We start from the raw sequence: 18,367 nt of genomic DNA on the forward strand, positions 1-18,367 counted from the left end.
TCTCAGTTCGTCACGCGGCGCGGCAAGGCCAGCTGCAGCAGGTTGGATTCAGTGGCGTGCGCGCGCAGTTGTTCGCCGCGCATGGCGCCTTCGCACAGCACCAGGATGCGGTCGGAAATGCCCATGACTTCCATCAGGTCGCTGGACACCACGATCACCGCGATGCCTTGGGCTGCGAGGTTGTGAATGATCTGGTAGATCTCGGCCTTAGCGCCGATATCGATGCCCCGCGTCGGTTCGTCGAGCAGCAGCACTTTCATCGGCATCGACAGCCAGCGGCCGAGAATGGCCTTCTGCTGGTTGCCGCCGGAGAGGTACATGATTTTCTGCGCGGCGTTCGGGGTCTTGACCTTCATGGCCTTGATTTGATGCTCGGCGTTGCCCTTCTCCCAACCGTCGCGCAGCAGCCAGCCGAAGGTGGAATGGGCGCCCCGCGCGCTGATGTTGATGTTCTCGGCCACGCTCGACAGCGGAATGATGCCTTCCTTTTTACGGTCTTCCGGGCACAGCAAGACACCGGCGGCAATGGCGTCGCGGGGCGAGCGCAACTGCAACGGCTCGCCACAGAGTTGCAGGCTGCCGGCACTCGCGCGTTCCAGGCCGCTGAGCAGGCGGAACAGCTCGGTGCGCCCTGCCCCCACCAGCCCGAACAGGCCAAGGATCTCGCCTTTGCGCACCGCGAAACTCACCGGCTCACGCAGGCCAGGACCGAGCAAGCCGTCGACCTTGAGCGCTACCTCGCCATGCTCGCGCGGGCGGTAATCGTAGATGTCCTGAATGTCGCGACCGACCATGCAGGTCACCAACTGGTCGTGGGTCAGCGTGCTCATGTCATCGAAGGTGCGCACGTAACGGCCGTCCTTGAACACCGTCACCGCGTTGCAGATGCGGAAGACTTCTTCCATGCGGTGCGACACATACAGCACCACTTTGCCCTCGTCGCGCAGGCGCGTGATGATCGCCATCAAACGGTCGATCTCGCGCGCCGAGAGGCTGCTGGTGGGTTCATCGAAGGCAATCACATGGGCGCCACGGGACAGCGCCTTGGCGATTTCCACCAACTGGCGCTGGCCGAGGGACAAACGCCCGAGCTTCTCGTCCGGGTCGATTTCATCGGCCAGGCCCTTGAGGCAGGCCAGCGCCTGCTTGCGCAGCTGGCCGCGGTTGACCACGCCCAAACGCGTCGGCAAATGCCCCAGGAACAGGTTCTCGGCCACGCTCATTTCCGGCACCAGGTGCAACTCCTGGTGGATCACCGCCACGCCGCTGGCGATGCTGTCGGCGGCGCACTTGAAGGCCATGGTCTGATCGCCGATCTGCACCGTGCCGCTGCTGGGAATGTAGGCACCGCCGAGTATCTTCAGCAGCGTCGATTTGCCGGCGCCGTTCTCGCCCATCAAGGCGTGCACCTGCCCTGGGTGGGCGGTGAAACAGATGCCGTCCAGCGCCTTGACGCCGGGAAAGGTTTTGCCGATGCCATCAAACCGCAGACTGGCGCCGACCCTGTGTTGTTGTTCGTTGAGTTGCCCGTGCATAACCACCTCATCACACCGATCAGGCGGCGCCGTTACCGGCACCGCCGAGGAAAGCGAACTGCGTTACTTCCACAGGCCGATCTTTTCCAGTTCCTGCTTGAAGTTCTCACGGGTGATCAACGTCACTTCGTCCATGGCGGTGTACTTCGGCGGTTCGGTGCCTTTGGTCACCCAGTCGTACATCATCTCGGCCGTTTTATAGCCTTCGATGTGCGGGCTTGGCAGCATCGAGCCGAAGAAGCCGCTGTTGGCTTTCTTCAGTTCGCCGATGGCGTCGGTGCCGTTGATACCGATGCCGATCACGTTGGCGGCGGCAAAACCGGCGCTTTCAGTGGCGCGCACGCCACCGAGCACGGTGTTGTCGTTCATGCCGCCGATGATCAGGTTTTTCGCGCCACGGGGCAGTTTGACCAGGGCCGAGTTGGTGGCGTCCATGCTGCCGGGAACGTCGAGGGTTTTCAGCGGGGCGGTGAGGATGTGGTCCTTGGGAATGCCGGCCTCTTCCAGGGATTTGATCGAACCGTCGGTGCGCTTCTTGCCAGTGTCGAGTTCATTGAAGGTGTTGACCACGGCATAGGTCTCCTTCCAGTCCCAACCGCGTTTTTTCGCTTCGGCGGCCATGGCGGCGCCCTGTTTCTGGCCCACTTCGAAAGCGGCCATGCCCAGGTACGGCACGTCTTCCATGAAATTGCCCTTGGCATCGACGAAGCGGTCATCCACGGCGATCACTTTCATGTCGTTGAGCTTGGCCTTGGCCACGATGGCCGGGCCCAGGGACACGTCCGGCGGGCAGATCACAAAGCCCTTGGCGCCGTTGGCCGCCAGGCTGTCGATGGCCGAAAGGGTTTTTTCGCCATCGGGCACGGCGATCTTGATGAGTTTGAAACCCTTGTCCTGGGCGGCTTTTTCGGCAAAGGCCCATTCGGTCTGGAACCACGGCTCCTCGGCCTGCTTGACCAGAAAACCGATCTTCACTTCTTCAGCGGATGCGAGGCTGCTGAGGCTGCTTAAAGCAACGGCGGCAGCAAGGACGCGTAGAGCCTTTTTCATGAACGACACCTCTTGTTGTTGTTTTTTGAATGTTGGGGTTAACCGGCAAAACGATGGCAAGGCTTGCCAGGTACATCGACTTCGATAGCCAGCACGGCACCGTCCAAAGGGTGATTCAAAGGACTGGCCGCGCTGGTGATAAACAGGGTGGTGAGGTCGGGCCCACCGAACACGCAACTGGTGGGGCGGCTGACCGGCAGTTCGATGATGCGATCCACCTCGCCCGCAGGCGTCAGGCGCAGCAGGCAACTGCCGTCCCAGCGCGCGTTCCAGATAAAGCCCTCGGCGTCCATGGCCGAGCCATCCGGGCCGCCGCGCGCGTGCGGCCCAAACCACACCCGTGGCGGTGCGAGCTGGCCATCGGCGTGGATCGAATACTGATAGAGCGTGCCGTCCAGGCTGTCACCAAAGTGCACCTGGCTGCCCTCCTCGTTCCACAGCAAGGTGTTGGGAATGCCCAGGCCTTGCAGCAACGGCGTGACCCGCGCATCGGCATCGATACGGAACAGGCCGCCGGAGCGCCGGGTAATCGGCAGGTCTTCACCCTCCTCGCCAATGTTGTTCTGCATGGTGCCCAGCCACAGGCGCCCCTGAGCATCGCAGCGTGCTTCATTGCCACGGTTGCCCGGTTGCGGGTCGGCCACGCAGAGCAGGGTCAAGGCTTCGGTCGCCAGGTCCAGCCGATAGACGCCGCTGCTCAGGGTCACCAGTGCATCGCCGCTTTCACACGGGATAAACGCCGAGACATGCTCGGGCAACTGCCAGATGCGCAATTGCCCGCCCATCAGGCGCAGCGCTTGTTTACCGGCGATATTGACCCAATACAGCGCCTGGGTCGGCACGTCCCAGAACGGCCCTTCGCCCAACTGTGCACGGTGTGCAGTGACCGCATTCCACAACATGAAACCTCCGGGTTCCTTACAGCGACTCGCGCGATGGCGTGCCGTCCACCAGGCGCTGGATACGCAGCGGATTGGCGTTTTTCAACGCGTCGGGCAGCAGGCTATCAGGGTAATTCTGGAAGCACACCGGACGCAGGAACCGGTCGATGGCCAAGGTGCCGACCGAGGTGCCACGGGCATCGGACGTCGCCGGGTACGGGCCGCCATGCACCATCGAATCGCACACTTCGACGCCGGTCGGGTAGCCGTTGAGCAGGATGCGCCCGACTTTCTGCTCCAGCAGCGGCGTGAGTTCGGCGAACTGCTGAAAATCCGCCGGCTCGCCGATGACCGTCGCGGTGAGCTGACCGTGCAGGCCGTGCAAGGCGGCGCTCAGTTGAGCCTGGTCGGCCACTTCGACAAACACCGTGGTGGGGCCGAACACTTCTTCCTGCAGCGCCTCATCGCCGTTGATCAGCAAACTGGCATCGGCTTTGAACAGTTGTGGCTGCGCCTGGTTGCCGGACTGGGCATTGCCCGCCAGGTGCTGGATGCCAGGGTGCGCCAGCAGTTTTGCCAGGCCCTTGCCGTAGCTGCTCAAGGTGCCGGCGTTGAGCATGGTCTGCGCCGGTTGCGCGCCAATCAGCTGTGCCACCTGCTGGGTGAACGCGGTGAATGCCGGTGAGGCGATGCCGATCACCAGGCCTGGGTTGGTGCAGAATTGGCCGCAGCCTTGCACCACCGAAGCGGTCAGGTCGCGCGCAACGGTTTCGGCACGGGCTTGCAGGGCCTGGGGCAATACGATTACCGGGTTGATGCTCGACATCTCGGCAAACACCGGGATCGGCTGCGGGCGCGCCGCCGCCATATCGCACAGGGCACGACCGCCTTTGAGCGAGCCGGTAAAGCCCACCGCCTGGATGGCTGGGTGTTTGACCAGCGCCTCACCGACGCCGCCGCCGAAGATCATATTGAACACACCGGCCGGCATCTCAGTGGCTTCTGCTGCGCGAATGATCGCGTTGGCGACCTGCTCAGCCGTGGCCATGTGACCGCTGTGGGCCTTGAAGACCACCGGGCAACCGGCCGCCAGCGCAGCGGCGGTGTCGCCACCGGCGGTGGAAAACGCCAGAGGAAAGTTGCTGGCCCCGAACACGGCGACCGGGCCGAGGCCGATGCGGTATTGGCGCAGGTCCGGGCGTGGCAGTGGCTGACGATCCGGCAGCGCCCTGTCGATACGCGCACCGTAGAAATCACCGCGACGCAGCACCGTGGCAAACAAACGCATCTGGCCGCTGGTGCGCCCGCGCTCGCCTTTGATACGCGCAGCCGGCAGTGCGGTCTCGCGGCACACCAGCTCGACAAAATTGTCGCTCAGCGCATCCAGCTCATCGGCGATGGCGTCCAGGAACTGCGCGCGGCGCGCGGCACTCAGGGCGCGATAGGCCGGGTAAGCCTGCGCGGCGGCCTGGGCGGCGGCGTCGACTTCCTGCGCGGTGGCCTGGTAGAAATCCTGGGGCAAGGCTTGGCCCGTGGTGGCATCGACGCTTTGCAGCTTGACGCTACCGTTGGCGCTGCGCTGGCCGCCGATGAAATTGTGGCCGAGGAACTGGGTCATGGTGGTCTCCTTTAAAGGGTGATGACGTTGCCGGGTTCGAATGCCGCATCAACGCTGCCGACACTGTTGACCAGCGGCGCGCCGAACTCGGCCTGGCTGATCTCGAACACGTCGCCCGGCTGGGTACGTATACCGTCGGCAAATGACAGCGTGGCGGTGCCGAAAAAGTGGATGTGCACATCGCCCGGCTTGAGGAACTGGCTGTATTTGAAGTGGTGGTATTCGAGATTTTCCAGGCTGTGGCACATATTGGCCTCGCCGCTGAGGAATTCGTTCCGCCAGATTTCCTCGCCGTTGCGCAGGATACGGCTGGTGCCGGCCAGGTGCGACGGCAGTTCGCCCACGCGCAGTTCCGGACCATAGCTGCAACTGCGCAGTTTGGAATGAGCCAGGTACAAGTAGTTCTTGCGCTCCATCACGTGGTCGGAAAACTCGTTGCCCACCGCAAAGCCCAGGCGATAGGGCTTGGCGTCGTGACCGATCACATAGAGGCCGCCGATCTCCGGCTCTTCACCGGCGTCTTCGGCAAATGGCGGCACCGGGAACGCCTGGCCGGGACGCACGACGATGCTGCCGTCGCCCTTGTAGAACCACTCCGGTTGCACACCGGCCTGGCCGGCGGCGGGTTTGCCGCCCTCCACGCCCCATTTGAAGATGCGCATGGTGTCGGTCATGGCGCTGTCGTCGCCGGCCTGCTGGTGCATCTTGTCCCGCGCCGAGGCACTGCCCAGATGGGTGAGGCCGGTGCCGCTGATCAGCATATGAGCGGGGTCCGGATGGTCCAGCGGCGGCAGAATTTTCTGCTCGGCCAGCAAGGCTGCGTAGTCATGGCTGGCGCCCAACCCGAGGCTTTCGACCTGCTGTTGCAGCTTGATGCCCGCTTCGATGGCGGCCAGCGCCAGTTCACGCACGCTTTGCGCACCCAGCACTTCGCGCAATTGGCTGCCGTCTACGACGCCGACACGACGCTGGCCATTATTGAGTTCGAACTGCACTAAACGCATGAAGGTTCTCCAAAAATTAAGTACGTGTGACGCCACGGGCGCTGGCGGCGAATTGGTCGGCCGGCAGTACATGCTTGCGCTCAAGCACGCGATAGACCACGCCGGTCAGCACCAGCCCGAACACCATCACCGTCGACAGAAAGTACAGGCCCGAGGCCAGATTGCCGGTGTATTCCTTGAGCGCGCCGATCACGAACGGACCGATATAACCGCCGAGGTTGCCCACCGAGTTGATCAACGCAATGCCCGCCGCCGCACTGGCGCCGGCGAAGAAACGCCCCGGCAAGGTCCAGAACACCGCCGTGCAGGAAAACAGCGCGAACGCCGCCAGGCACAGCGCCGCCATTTGCAGCACCGGCGCGCTCAGCCAGGCGCTGCAGAACAGCCCGATGGCGCCCAGCACATAGAGCACGGCGAGGTGGCCGTAGCGGTCGTTCAAACGGTCGGAACTGCGCGGGATGATCAGCAGGCCAATGATGCCGAAGATGTACGGCACGGCGGAGATGAAACCGGTGGTGAGGTCGCTGCCGCCGAACTGCTTGATCAGGGTCGGCAACCACAGGCCCAGGCCGTAGATGCTCAGGGTCACCGGCAGGTAAAACAGCGCCAGCAACAGCACGCGCTTGTCTTTGAGCGCATGCAACGGGTTGCCGTGGCGGGTCTGGCCGTAGGCTTGCAGGTCTTTGTTCAGCTCACCAGTCAACCAGGCCTTTTCGGCGTCGTTCATCCACTTGACTTGTTTCGGGCCGTCCGGCAGGTAACGCAGCACCGGCCAGGTCAGCAGGATCGCCGGCGTACCGATCACGATGAACAGCCACTGCCAGCCGTGCAGGCCGAAGATGCCGTCCATGCCCAGCAGGCCGCCCGAGACGGGGCCGGTGATCATCATCGCGATTGGCTGGGAGAGAATAAACAGCCCCAGGATTTTGCCGCGATGGCGCACCGGGAACCATTGGGTGATGTAGTACAGCACGCCCGGAAAGAACCCGGCTTCAGCCGCGCCGAGCAAAAAGCGCATCACATAGAAGCTGTGCGGCCCCTGCACAAAGGCCATGCCGATGGTAATGGCGCCCCAGGTGATCATGATGCGCGCGAACCAGCGCCGCGCGCCGAAGCGGTCGAGCATCAGGTTGCTGGGGATCTCGAACAGGAAATAACCAATGAAGAACAACCCCGCGCCCAGGCCGTAGGCCGCGTCCCCGATGCCGACGTCGGCACCCATGTGCAACTTGGCGAAGCCCACGGCGGAACGGTCCACGTAGGCAATCAAGTACAGCAGGATCAGGAAGGGAATCAGTTTCAGCGTGATGCGCCGGATAAGCCGCAATTCCTCGCTCATGGGGGTCGATCTCCGATTGTTGTTCTTATAGGAATCGGGAACGCCTCTCGCGGAAATCCGCCAGGGTCGTGCCTCAGTTGAGATCGACTATATAGTAGTACTATTTGCGAAACAACTCTTCCAAATGGAAGAATTTGCGCTTATGTTTAGCCGCAGAGAGAACATATAGTCATACAATAAGAGAATCGATCATGTCTGATAAAAAGCCCGGCCTCCGCTCCGCCCAGTGGTTTGGTACCGCCGACAAGAACGGCTTCATGTACCGCAGCTGGATGAAGAACCAGGGCATTGCCGATCACCAGTTCCATGGCAAGCCGATCATCGGCATCTGCAACACGTGGTCGGAGCTGACCCCGTGCAACGCGCATTTCCGCCAGATTGCCGAGCACGTCAAACGCGGCGTGATCGAGGCCGGCGGTTTTCCGGTGGAATTCCCGGTGTTCTCCAACGGCGAATCCAACCTGCGCCCCACCGCCATGCTGACGCGTAACCTGGCGAGCATGGATGTGGAAGAGGCCATTCGCGGCAACCCGATCGATGGCGTGGTACTGCTGACCGGCTGCGACAAAACCACCCCGGCCCTGCTGATGGGCGCCGCCAGTTGCGACGTGCCGGCGATTGTGGTCACCGGCGGGCCGATGCTCAATGGCAAGCACAAGGGCCAGGACATCGGCTCGGGCACCGTGGTGTGGCAGCTCAGCGAACAAGTGAAGGCCGGCACCATTACCCTGGATGATTTCCTTGCGGCAGAGGGCGGCATGTCGCGCTCGGCGGGCACCTGCAACACCATGGGCACCGCGTCGACCATGGCCTGCATGGCCGAGGCGCTCGGCACCTCGTTGCCGCACAACGCGGCGATCCCGGCGGTGGATGCGCGGCGTTATGTGTTGGCGCACATGTCCGGCATGCGCGCGGTGGAGATGGTGCGCGAAGACTTGAAGCTGTCGAAGATCCTGACTAAAGAAGCGTTTGAAAACGCGATTCGCGTGAACGCCGCCATCGGCGGTTCGACCAACGCGGTGATCCATTTGAAAGCCATCGCCGGGCGCATCGGCGTGGAATTGGACCTGGACGATTGGACCCGCATCGGCCGCGGCATGCCCACCATCGTCGACCTGCAGCCGTCGGGGCGTTTCCTGATGGAAGAGTTCTACTACGCCGGCGGCCTGCCCGCCGTGCTGCGCCGCCTCGGCGAAGCCAACCTGATCCCGCACCCGAACGCCTTGACCGTCAACGGCAAGACCCTGGGCGAGAACACCAAGGACTCGCCGATCTACGGCCAGGACGAAGTGATCCGCACCCTCGACAACCCGATTCGCGCCGACGGCGGCATTTGTGTGCTGCGCGGCAACCTGGCCCCACTGGGTGCAGTGCTCAAGCCGTCGGCGGCCAGCCCTGAGCTGATGCAGCATCGTGGCCGCGCGGTGGTGTTCGAGAACTTCGACATGTACAAGGCACGCATCAACGACCCGGAGCTGGACGTGGACGCCAACTCGATCCTGGTCATGAAAAACTGCGGGCCCAAGGGTTACCCGGGCATGGCTGAAGTCGGCAACATGGGCCTGCCGGCCAAGCTGCTGGCCCAGGGCGTGACTGATATGGTGCGGATTTCCGATGCGCGCATGAGCGGCACGGCATACGGCACGGTGGTGCTGCACGTGGCACCGGAAGCCGCCGCGGGCGGGCCGTTGGCCACGGTGAAGGAAGGTGACTGGATCGAGCTGGACTGCGCCAATGGCCGTTTGCACCTGGACATCCCCGACGCAGAACTGGCGGCGCGCATGGCTGACCTGTCGCCACCGCAGAACCTGATCGTCGGCGGCTACCGCCAGCTGTACATCGACCATGTGTTGCAGGCTGACCAGGGTTGCGACTTTGACTTCCTGGTAGGGTGCCGTGGGGCGGAAGTCCCCCGTCATTCCCACTAATTGGGATGCTATGATGCCGCGAATTTAAGCCAGAGCATCCCGCACGTTATGGATCACCAGCCGCCCAAGCCGCGCAAGAGCATGCATGCCCAGATCGTTCAGGACTTGGGCATGCACATCGTTTCCGGTCGCTTCAAGCCCGAAGAAAGGCTGCCCATGGAGGCCACGCTCTGCGAGGAGTACAAGGTCAGCCGCTCGGTGCTGCGCGAGGCCACGCGAGTGCTCAGCGCCAAGGGCCTGGTGTATTCCAAGCCCAGGGTGGGCGCGGTGGTGCGGCCGCGCTTGAAGTGGCACCTGCTCGACCCGGACGTGCTGTCCTGGCTGATGCAGTCCACGCCCCATAGCGAGTTCTTCAATACCCTGGCGGGTGTGCGGCGCATCCTCGAACCGGAGATCGCCGCCATGGCCGCGACCACGGCCACCGATGAAGACATCGCCATTATCGAGAAGGCCTACTGCGGCATGGAAACCGCGAAGACCCACGAAGACCTGCTACAGGCCGACCTGGACTTCCACCGCGCTATCGCCGACGCCACGCGCAACGATCTGCTCGCGTACATGTGCAACATGCTGTCGTTGCCGCTGCGCGAATCGATCAACATCACCAACCGGCGCCCGGACATTCAGGGCTTGAGCCTGCCCCGGCACAAGGCGATCCTCACCGCGATCCAAAACCGCGACGCACTGGGCGCGCGGCATGCCTCGCTGGTGCAGTTGGATGACACGCGAGTGGCGCTGGATACGGTGATGAATGTGTTGACGCCGCTTTAAAGCCACTGGAGAGCCAAATGTGGGAGGAGGCTTGCTCCCTCCCACATTTGGAGTTTCACCTATCTTGAGAGCGTGGGCCTGCCCACACGTCCCGCAAGCGCTTTAACGCAAGCCGTAGGCGTGAATGCCGACGTCGTAAAGGTGACTTTGCCTGGCCCAGAACACGCGGTCGCTGGCGCCGTCGAAGCCGCGGATGCCGTGTTCAGCACCGTCCAGCGCCAGACGTCTCCACGACTGGCCCCAGTTCGTGGAATAGAACACCGCCCCCGACGAGATGCTCGCCTTGCCCCACCAGTACAGCCAGCGCGGGGGTTGATGTTGGCTGTAGGTGCTGATCATCAGGCTGTTGCGCCCCACCCACAGTTTTTGGGCCACGGTGCTGGCGGCCAATGGCGAGAACACGTTGGGCACCTCGCCCAAAGGTTGCCAGGCCAGGGTGGTGGTGTTCATTTCAGCGACCACGGCCTGCCCATCCGGGCCATGGTCGATCAGGCCAAGCACACGCCCCGCGCCATTGTTGGCAAGGTCGGTGATGTACAGGTCGTCTTCACGCTGGGCAGTGCCCGTCTGCCATTGCCCGTCCACGCGCGTCAGTTCCACGCGCGTGGTGACGCTGACGCTCACATTGCCACCCTTGTCATCGGGGGCGACGCCCCAGAAGCGCTGGGACACCCAGATGTAGGCGCGTCGGGCATCCAGTTGCAGCACGTGGGTCACCTGATCGTTCGAGTCGTGCCACTGCTTGATATCCGGGCGTTTGCGGCTCACGTATTCACGCCCTACCACCAGCGGATGTGGCGTCGCGATCAACGTACTGTGCAGGCCGCCATCGGCGGAGTAATACACCCCGGTCGATACACGGTTGGATTCATCCTCCATCTCATCGGGGAAGCTCCAGGCCCAGACCTCGTCCTTGCTGTAAAAGTACGGATCGAGCAGCATCAGCGCGCCCCCTATCGCGGGGAATAGTTCGCCGGCCAACAAGGTCCAGGTCTTGCCTTGGTCATCACTGGTGAACACCACCTGGCCATCGGCCCCGTTGGGCCGCTTGAGGTCGGTGAGCAGCAACACGCGCGCGCCATCGGCACTGGCCACCAGGGATGCGGCGCCGCTGAGCTGGGCCACTTGCTTGAACTGGCCGTCAGCCTCCAGCCGCGACACGATGGTGGTCTGGGGCTTGCTGCGCGAGAAATAGCCGAAATAGGTGTTTTGCTCTTGCGGCGCCTTCGGCGCCTTGCCGTAGAGCTGCTCGGTCAGGTTTACCGGCCCGGCGGACGGTTCGAAGGTGTGATATTCGTCGTCTACCAGCCCCACCAACCATGTGCCTTGAGCCGTCACCACCACGCCGGTTCCCGACTCGCCAAAATCACGTGGCGTCAGGCCCTGCAAGCCCCCCACCGCCTGCTGATCCGGGCTGGCGCCGCCGATTTCCAGCTTGGGGCCGGTGATAATCCACATGTACCACAGCGCAGCGCCGACCAGCAGCGCGACGACCAGGCGGGGGATAAGGATTGAACGAGGCATGGGATGTCCATCTCCGGGAAAATGGGCACGGTTTTCTCATCTATCGGGCAAGCGGTAAACGCTTATTTGAGGGAACGCGGGGTTTTCTGCCGAGACTGTGAGGTGGCGTGCAAACACCCGCGGATGATGCACGCCACCAGGCAGAATTACAGGGAGTAGGAGATACCCACCTGCACCGTGCGCGGCGCGCCGGGATAGGCGTAGATATTGCCGAAGGCGCCTTCTTCGTATTCACGATTGAACAGGTTCTTCACGTCCAGGTTCAGGCGTACTTGCTCGTTGACTTTGTAGTAGCTGAGGAGGTCGACGACGGTGTAGGCGTCCATGGAAAACGGAGTATTGGAAGTTTGCCCGACTCGTTCAGCGACATACTTGCCGCCGGCGCCCAGGCCAAGACCTTTAAGAGCGCCATCCTGGAACTCGTAAACGTTGAGCAAGCTGAAGCTGTTGCGCGGAATGTTTGCGAGACGAGAGCCAACACGGATTGAGTTGTCCTTGGTGACCTCAGCATCTACATAAGCGTAACCGCCTATTACACGCCATTCAGGCGTGATGTTGCCGGCGACGTTAAGGTCAAAGCCACGGCTGCGGACCTGACCTGCTGCGACCTTGGAGTTTTGATCCAGAGGGTCCGTGGTGAGTACATTTTTCTTATCGATCTGGTAGATCGCTGCGTCGACACTCAACTGACGGTCCAGCCCTTCCCATTTGATACCCATCTCATAGGACTTGCCTTTCTCCGGTTCGAACCCACTGCCCTCACGGCTGGCGCCGGTATTAGGCTTGAAGGAGCGCGCTGCATCAGCATAGACCGCAAGCGTATCGGTAAGGTCGTAGATCACACCCACGCGTGGGGTGACTGCGTTGTCACTAGCCTCCCAACTTTTAGCATCCGCCACATAGGTTTCATATTCGTGTTCAAAACGCTCAAAACGAGCGCCCGCCAATACTTTCAAACGCTCGGTCAGCGCCACCTGATCCTGAATGAACGCTGAGTAAGTCTTGAGGTTTTCTTTATCGTGGGTAGGGGTAAGCGTCAATGCCGGACGAGGCTTGCCGTAGACAGGATTGAAAATATCGGTTGTGTAAGGGTTAAGCGCCGGGTTGGAGCGCTGAATGATCGACTTGTAATCGTAATCTTCATACTCGATACCCGTCAGTAACGTGTGATCAAAACTGCCGGTGGAGAAATGACCGGTCAAATTGAGCTGATAATCCTTGTCCGTCCACTCTAGCTTGCGGTAGTTGAAGTTACGGCGGAGGGTCCGACCGTCGGCGGCTAAGGTGTTAGCTTCGATAGCATTGCCCTGTAATGTCCCATCCAACCACTGAAAACCACCACCCAAGGTCCAGTTGTCATTGAGCATATGCTCGAAGCGCAACTGCGCCATGTTGTTGTCGTTGTGCAACTTGCCTGCGTCCTTGTCGCCCCAGAACGTGTCGCGCGACGGCGTACCACGCTGGTTGGGGAAACGCGTCAAACCACGGTCCAGCGGGTGATTGTTGCGTATGAAATCACCCTCGAAGATCACCTTGGTCGCATCGGTGGCCTGCCAAGTGATCACCGGGGCTACGCCGTAGCGTTCGGTCTCGACGTGATCACGGAAGGTGTCGCCGCCCTCGCCCACCACGTTGAGGCGATAGGCCAGGCGGCCTTCTTCGTCCAGCGGGCCGGAGGCATCCAGGGTGCCGCGCTTCATGCCCTGGTCATTCAATTGGCTGCCAAGGGTCACAGTGCGTTCGGCCAGCGGCTGCTTGGACACCACATTGAAGGTGCCGCCGGGATCGCCACGGCCGTACAGCATGGTCGCCGGGCCGCGCAGCACTTCAAGGCGTTCGATGGTATTGGCGTCGGGCGTGGCCGGATAGCCGCGGTTTACGGGGAACCCATTGCGATAAAACTCGGCTGTGGTAAAGCCACGCACGGTGAAACTGGTAAGCCCCTGCCCGCCAAAGTTGTTGGCCCGGCCCACACCGCCAGCGTAATCCAGGGCGTCTTGCAGACGGGTCGCACCGATGTCCTCGACCACGTCCTTGGACACCACGCTGATCGACTGCGGGGTTTCATGAATCGAGGTATCGGTGCGCGTCGCACTCGCTGAACGCGTGGCGTGGTAGCCCTTGACCGGCCCCTGCGCCGTCTCGTAGTCCGCGGCGCCGGTCACGTTGGTCGCTTGCAGTTCGAGGCTGGCTTTTTCGGTGGGCGAAACCTCTGCCCAGGTAAAAGGCGAAAACGCCTGAAGCACGCAGATGGAAATCAGGGTACGACGCATGGATGTTGCACCTAGTGAATGAGCCAGATGGGGCGGCAAACCTGCCAAGAATTCGCGGCGCATGGTATATCAACGCATTCTTGTTTGATATCTATTCTCATTCGTTATTTTTTGGGTATCCGCTTTGTGACGTTCTCCCGCACCCGCGCGCCATCCAGGTACACACAATCCTTGCCATTACCCTTGGCGGTGTACAGGTTGCGGTCGGCACACTTGAGGACCGCCGACATGTCGGCACCCGCCGAGAAACGCGTCATGCCTGCACTGCAAGTGTAATGATGGGGCGGCGCGACGCTGCTGCGAATCGCCTGCAACAGGCGCAGTGCGAAATCGCCGGCAGCCCAAGGGTCATCCCCCAGCACCAACACACCGAACTCTTCGCCGCCGATCCTGCCGAAACTGTGGCTGCCTGGGGTGTTTTTGAGGCTGGCGGCCATGGCGCAGAGAATCCTGTCGCCAACATCGTGGCCGAACTGATCGTTTTTCAATTTGAAACTGTCGATATCCAACATCATGAACCAGCCGCCTTCATTGGCGGCGATCAACTTGGCGAAGCTCTCCATGAAAGCGCGCCGGTTGAGGATGGAGGTCAAGTAATCAGTCTGGGCCAATTCACGAAACTCACTTTCCACCAACAACACTGAGCGCAGGTTTTTCAAGTAGGAGAAGCTCAGGATGAAACCAATCGACACCGACGATAAGCAGAAAATGAACAGATAGGTCTGCGCACCCGGATAAAAACCCGCCGTGATGGTGGGCCACAGCACGGCCCACACCAATGCCGCGCAAAGCAGAAAATCCGCGACGGCGATAAAGAGGATGGCGCTGCTGATGACCACTGTCACCGCGAGCGGTAAGGCAAACACCTGCAGTTCAACGTTGGCGCTGATCACGTAGGCGAAGCCGGCGCAGAGCAGCACCGCGTAGACCACGCCCAATAGGCGCCACACCCGATAATTGACCGCCACGCGATGGCAGCCAAACACGATCAGCAAGCCCAGCGTGATCGCCATCAGGTCCAGCCCCCATATCACCGGGCTCGCCAGCAACACCCCCAACCAAGCGATGATTCCGAGCAATTCGGCCTGGGTGACTGCAGGCGATAACAAGCGCTGCATTCGCGGCCTGAGCTTCAAAATAGCCGGCATGATTTCCTTCCCTGTATTAGTTGCCTATGTACTATCGGCCTGGCTCAACTGAAGGCTGTGTAAGCACGTCGCAAACGAATACGCCATAAAGCGTCTGACCAAATAAATAAACGGCGGCAGCACTTCAAGTTGGGTCTTTGAATGAATCTTGAAATATCCCCGGTCCGCGCCCTCTTGTACCAAACGAATAACATGGGTTTTGGACACCGATAACTGCTCTGCGATTGCAAGATAGGAAGACGACCTGAAACTTGCACCCTGGTTATCCGGCGCACAGGCATCGTTATAAATCGCCAACATCAACATGTGCCCGGCATCGCGCTTTACCAGCCAATAACAGTCAGGCAGTAACAGATCGATGGTCGCGTTGTGCGTCAGCAGAACCGAAAAACCTTTGAAATAACGTGCCAGGTAAGTGCGGTCATCCAACCCCGCCATTTGCGCGACAACGGACTTTTCGGGGCACATCACGCCCAGTGGCTCCACCACGGACGCGAGCATCAGCCTGATCTCCCGGCAGGCCTGGGACGAAGGCCTGAATACCCGCAAGCGGCTGTCATCGGAATGGCCCGTGACCTTCATGAACCCCAGCGCCCGGAACAACAGGAAGATCGACTCCAAACTGTTTCCCGAACAGAACCCGCGCGTCATGCAAAACTCTTTGACCTCGGAGAGTAACGGCACGGGCTTGGAGAAATAAGTGCTCAACAGCGTAAAGGACACCATCAAACGGCTGAACTTTAACGCGGTCTTGTAAAAAAACGGTCTCTTTGAATAGGGTTCCAGCAACATTATGTAATGATTGCGCACGCACGCTTCAAACTTTTCATGACGCTCAAACGCTTGCGCCGAATGCTCCATTGCCAACTTCAACGAACTGCCACACATGAGAAAGAGCCCTGATCAAACAACTTGGATTCACTGATCTCAATTGCAGTACCGGTAATGGCTTTTTGCCTTGAGCGCAATCTATCGTAATTACGCCAACGGACAGCGTCGCTACCAAAATTGTTCCGAAAATGCCCGAGTGGCTTAACCGTTTCAGTGAGCCTTCGAACCTTCCCCCCAGCCCGGCGTCCGAGCTAAGGCACTGTTTGCTTACCGTTCACCGCGAGGTTGTCGTTTGAAAGCCGCCATCATCAAAAAATACCGTTTGATCATCAAGACCATGGGTTACGTAGGCTGGTCGCTGTTCTGGCTGCTGCTGTGGGATATCGCCGTCACGGTGGATTTCATGCTGTTTCTCAACGCCAAGGTCAACTTGCCGCTGATGCCGCTCACCTTGCTGGGTTCGGCGCTCATTGTGTTGATCAGTTTTCGCAACAGCAGTGCCTACAACCGCTGGTGGGAGGCGCGGACCTTGTGGGGCGCGATGGTCAACAACTCACGTAGCTTTGCGCGCCAGGTACTGACCCTGCTGGACGACCCCGGCAGCGACGTGAACCCGACCAAATCCACCCTGCTGCGCCGCCATGTGGCCTATGTGAACTGCCTGGCCGCACACCTCAAGGGCGAGCCGTGCCCGGATGAAGTACGCGCGTTCATCCCCACCGACGAATTCGCGCGCAACGGCGCTACCAATAATTTTGCCAACGATATCCTCACCGGTTCGGCGGCGTTGTTGGCTCGCGAATACAAGGCCGGGCACCTGGACAGCATTCGCCTGGCGCGGTTGGAGTCGACGCTGGTGGACCTGTCCAACGCCCAAGGCGGCATGGAGCGTATCGCCAACACGCCCCTGCCCTACCCTTACGTGTATTTTCCACGGCTGTTTATTTCGTTGTTCTGCCTGATCGTACCGGTGGGCCTGGTGGAGTCCCTGGGCTGGTTCACGCCGTTGGCGTCGACGGTGGTGGGCTTCATGCTGTTGGCCATCGAACGCATCGGCACCGATCTGCAAAGCCCGTTTCGCTCCAGCGAACACCAGATCCAGATGGAAGCCATCTGCGAAACCATCGAAAAGAACCTGCAATCGATGCGCCGCGACGCCCTGGCCGACGACCAAATCGGCTGATCACACCTCGCGCCCTAAAGTGCGTGCCCTACCGGTCGATAAACCAAGGGTACGCATGGCCATATCCCCTCATAACAACACATGCGGCGTTCAGCACTAGCGTTTCTCCTTGCCAAAACTACAAATACCCGCAGGTGAAGTCATGAATATCAAGCAGAAGTTGACCTGGGCGTTCGCGGCAATCGCGTGCCTTCCGGTCATACTCGTGGCCGTGTTGGTAGTGCTGAATCTGCGCGAGGGGGCCCTGGCCAATTTCCTCGACAGCAGCGGTCGCGAAATACGCCAGATCGACAACGGCATGAAGCAGTTCTTCGACGGCATCAGCCAGAACGTCGATTTCGTGGCCAAGGACCCGCGCGTTGTCGCGGCCAAGGACCTCAAGAGCTACGCCGGCGCCGAGGCGGCGCAAATCCCGCTGACCCAGACCAACAAAGAGCTGCTGGCGATTTTCGACCAGTTCGCCAAAAGCCATCCCACCACCGCCTACCTGTCCCTGGGCCTGAGCGACGGCGGCTACGCCAGTTGGCCGGACGACACCAAACTGAACAACTACGACCCACGTGTGCGCCCCTGGTACAAAGCGGCCATCGCCGCCCCCGGCGCCACCGTGCGTACCGGCGCCTATTACTGGGCGCCGGACGACGTGGTGTTGATTGGCACCGTACACACCGTCGCCGATGCCAGCGGCAACATCCTCGGTGTGGTCGGCCTGGATGTGTCGCTCAAGCAGCTCACCGAACTGGTGCGCAACATCAAGCTGGGCGACAGCGGCTACCTCATGCTGGTGGAAGGCAACGGCAACGTGCTGGTGGACCCCAGCGATGCCAAGCACAACTTCAAACCCCTGGCCGAGCTTGGCCCCAACTACGCCGAACTGGCCAAGCGCAGCGACGGCGTGACCCAGATCGACATCGACGGCGTGGCCTACATGGCCAACGTGGTCAGCTCCAAAGACCTGGGCTGGCGCTTTATCGGCCTGATCAAGCGCGATGAAGTGATGGCCGAAGCGACCCGCCTGACCTGGCTGATCGGTGCCATCGCGGCGGTACTCGCCGTGGTCTTCGCCATTGTCGGCGCCAGCTTCGCCCGAGTGATCGTGCGGCCGATTCGCGGCGTGGCCGACGGCCTGCAAGAGATCGCCGAAGGCGAAGGCGACCTCACGCGCCAGCTCAAGGTGCAGGGCAAGGACGAGACCGCCAGCCTGGCGGGCTGGTTCAACCAGTTCCTGAGCATGATCGCGCAACTGGTGCAGCGCATCGGCAACGCATCGTCGGACCTGCAA

The 18,367-nt window shown here is 61.1% G+C and carries 13 protein-coding genes and 1 pseudogene; 4 read left to right on the plus strand and 10 right to left on the minus strand.

Annotated features, from left to right (window positions below):
* Positions 1–2 precede the first annotated feature (2 nt).
* From araG to AB4N98_RS01830, 6 genes are all read right to left on the minus strand, one after another.
* Positions 3–1,535 (minus strand): L-arabinose ABC transporter ATP-binding protein AraG, encoded by a 1,533-nt coding sequence (araG, locus tag AB4N98_RS01805; protein WP_460149188.1) that lies wholly within the window; start codon positions 1,533–1,535, stop codon positions 3–5.
* A 63-nt stretch (positions 1,536–1,598) separates the two neighbouring features.
* Positions 1,599–2,585, minus strand: coding sequence for a substrate-binding domain-containing protein (locus AB4N98_RS01810; RefSeq protein WP_460149189.1), 987 nt, complete (start codon positions 2,583–2,585; stop codon positions 1,599–1,601).
* Between the two features lie 38 nt (positions 2,586–2,623).
* Positions 2,624–3,487: an SMP-30/gluconolactonase/LRE family protein gene (locus AB4N98_RS01815; protein WP_460149190.1), complete on the minus strand. Its 864-nt coding sequence runs from the start codon at positions 3,485–3,487 to the stop codon at positions 2,624–2,626.
* Positions 3,488–3,503: 16 nt separating this feature from the next.
* Entirely contained in the window at positions 3,504–5,084 is a 1,581-nt protein-coding gene (locus tag AB4N98_RS01820; RefSeq protein ID WP_017528386.1) for an aldehyde dehydrogenase (NADP(+)), read from the minus strand.
* Between the two features lie 11 nt (positions 5,085–5,095).
* Positions 5,096–6,088: an AraD1 family protein gene (gene araD1 / locus AB4N98_RS01825; RefSeq protein ID WP_116079630.1), complete on the minus strand. Its 993-nt coding sequence runs from the start codon at positions 6,086–6,088 to the stop codon at positions 5,096–5,098.
* Positions 6,089–6,104: 16 nt separating this feature from the next.
* Entirely contained in the window at positions 6,105–7,427 is a 1,323-nt protein-coding gene (locus AB4N98_RS01830; protein ID WP_460149191.1) for an MFS transporter, read from the minus strand.
* Between the two features lie 191 nt (positions 7,428–7,618).
* Between AB4N98_RS01830 and AB4N98_RS01835 the strand changes: the two genes are divergently transcribed.
* On the plus strand, positions 7,619–9,355 hold the full coding sequence (locus tag AB4N98_RS01835; RefSeq protein ID WP_455885578.1) for an IlvD/Edd family dehydratase: 1,737 nt from the start codon (positions 7,619–7,621) through the stop codon (positions 9,353–9,355).
* 48 nt (positions 9,356–9,403) lie between these two features.
* Complete coding sequence (locus AB4N98_RS01840; RefSeq protein WP_017528382.1) at positions 9,404–10,126, plus strand: FadR/GntR family transcriptional regulator; 723 nt, start codon at positions 9,404–9,406, stop codon at positions 10,124–10,126.
* A 102-nt stretch (positions 10,127–10,228) separates the two neighbouring features.
* Here AB4N98_RS01840 and AB4N98_RS01845 read toward each other — a convergent pair whose 3' ends face one another.
* The 4 genes from AB4N98_RS01845 to AB4N98_RS01860 all read right to left on the minus strand — a co-directional run bounded on the left by AB4N98_RS01845 (position 10,229) and on the right by AB4N98_RS01860 (position 15,932).
* Positions 10,229–11,650, minus strand: coding sequence for a hypothetical protein (locus AB4N98_RS01845; RefSeq protein WP_065877887.1), 1,422 nt, complete (start codon positions 11,648–11,650; stop codon positions 10,229–10,231).
* A gap of 146 nt (positions 11,651–11,796) precedes the next feature.
* Positions 11,797–13,923, minus strand: coding sequence for a TonB-dependent siderophore receptor (locus AB4N98_RS01850; protein WP_068932183.1), 2,127 nt, complete (start codon positions 13,921–13,923; stop codon positions 11,797–11,799).
* 104 nt (positions 13,924–14,027) lie between these two features.
* Positions 14,028–15,071 carry a GGDEF domain-containing protein gene (locus AB4N98_RS01855; protein WP_026067297.1) on the minus strand — a complete coding sequence of 348 codons (1,044 nt, stop codon included), beginning with the start codon at positions 15,069–15,071 and terminating at the stop codon, positions 14,028–14,030.
* 24 nt (positions 15,072–15,095) lie between these two features.
* Positions 15,096–15,932 (minus strand): hypothetical protein, encoded by an 837-nt coding sequence (locus AB4N98_RS01860; protein WP_065877883.1) that lies wholly within the window; start codon positions 15,930–15,932, stop codon positions 15,096–15,098.
* A 262-nt stretch (positions 15,933–16,194) separates the two neighbouring features.
* On the opposite strand from AB4N98_RS01860, the gene AB4N98_RS01865 reads away from it, so the two are divergent.
* Both AB4N98_RS01865 and AB4N98_RS01870 read left to right on the plus strand, forming a co-directional pair.
* Positions 16,195–17,085: a bestrophin family protein gene (locus tag AB4N98_RS01865; RefSeq protein ID WP_017528377.1), complete on the plus strand. Its 891-nt coding sequence runs from the start codon at positions 16,195–16,197 to the stop codon at positions 17,083–17,085.
* Between the two features lie 298 nt (positions 17,086–17,383).
* A pseudogene (locus tag AB4N98_RS01870) lies at positions 17,384–18,259 on the plus strand (cache domain-containing protein); the annotation flags it as partial.
* Positions 18,260–18,367 lie beyond the last annotated feature (108 nt).

It is taken from the genome of Pseudomonas sp. S3_E10, from assembly GCF_054667615.1.